The sequence below is a fragment of the Okibacterium endophyticum genome (assembly GCF_054780075.1).
Genome location: NZ_BAAGXA010000015.1, coordinates 1 through 1,201, shown reverse-complemented (window position 1 = coordinate 1,201; position 1,201 = coordinate 1). Strand labels below are relative to the sequence as shown.

The following is a 1,201-nucleotide window of genomic DNA, read 5'->3' as shown; positions in this document are numbered from 1 at the left end:
GATGTAGCGTTTCAGTGCTCTGATGGTGTCTTTGGTGGAGTGGCCTTGGGCGAGTTTCTTGTCTCGGTAGTCGCGGGTTCGTTGGTCGTGTCGGAGTCGGCTGATGATGATCATGTGCAGGGCGCTGTTCGCGCGGCGGTCGCCGCCTCGGTGTAGGCGCATTCGGCGGGATTTGCCGGACGCGACGGGGATGGGTGCGGCGCCGCAGAGTCGGGCGTAGGAGGCGTCGGACCGGATCCGGTCGATGTTGTTGGACGCGGTGATCAGGAATCTGGCGGCGGTGTGGGTGCCGATTCCGGGGTGAGAGATCAGGGTCGGCGCGGTTCGGGCGACGAGGGTGTCGAGTTCGCGGTCGGCGTCGCTGATCTCGGTGTTGAGGTCGCTGATCCGGGCGGCGAGTCGTTTCAGCCCGTGTTTCGCAGCGTGTGTGGGCTCTGCCAGTCGGCTGGTATCGGGCCGGAGTGCATGGATCGTTTTCAGTAACACGGCGGGGGTGAGTCCGTCGAGCTGTTCGCGGAGGGTCGCGGGCGCGGTGACCAGGACGGCTTTGAGCTGATTGATCGCTTGGGTGCGGTTTTTGATCGCGGAGTCTCGGACGAGGGTGAGCATCCGGATCGATTCGACACTGCCGGTGGTGTCTTTCGGGATCGCTGTGGCGAGGCCGGCGAGGACTTTCTGCGCGGCGGCGATCGCGTCTTGCTGGTCGGTTTTGCCGCGGCGGGCTCTGGCTGCTTTATCGGTCGTGGTCACTTGAACACAGGTCACGTTCTGGGCTTGCAGGAACCTGGTCAGGCCGGCGCCGTAGGAGTCGGTGAGCTCGATCCCGACCTGGTCGATAACACCGTGCCCAGCGACCCAGCCCAAAAGGTCACGGTAGCCGGCCGTGTTCACGGGGAACTCGTGGTCGCCGAAAACACGACCATTCAGATCAAGGACAGCGACATGATGGGTGCTGTGATGTGTATCGACACCAGCGACGATGATCGTTTCTCGTTCTTGTTGCTGGTCTGTTTTGGTGGTTAGCATTGTTGTGTCTCCAATCAGTTCTTCGAACGGTTTGGATGACTATCGCCGGGCCGGGCGGACACAACATTGAGTGGTCGTGTAGCGGACAAAGTCCTATTAGGTCACGTTCCAAGCCCGGCTCGGTCTCCCGTACCAGGGTCGTGATCCGGGACCGGTCGACAGATCCACCGAATGA

Annotated in this window: 1 protein-coding gene; it reads right to left on the bottom strand. The window is 61.9% G+C overall.

The genetic code is table 11. The features are described 5' to 3' along the window. Window positions 1-1,026 (bottom strand): IS110 family RNA-guided transposase (locus tag ACYVF5_RS16610; protein WP_460948470.1); only part of this gene is annotated, 1,026 nt, incomplete at its 3' end. Between the last annotated feature and the right edge of the window lie 175 nt (window positions 1,027-1,201).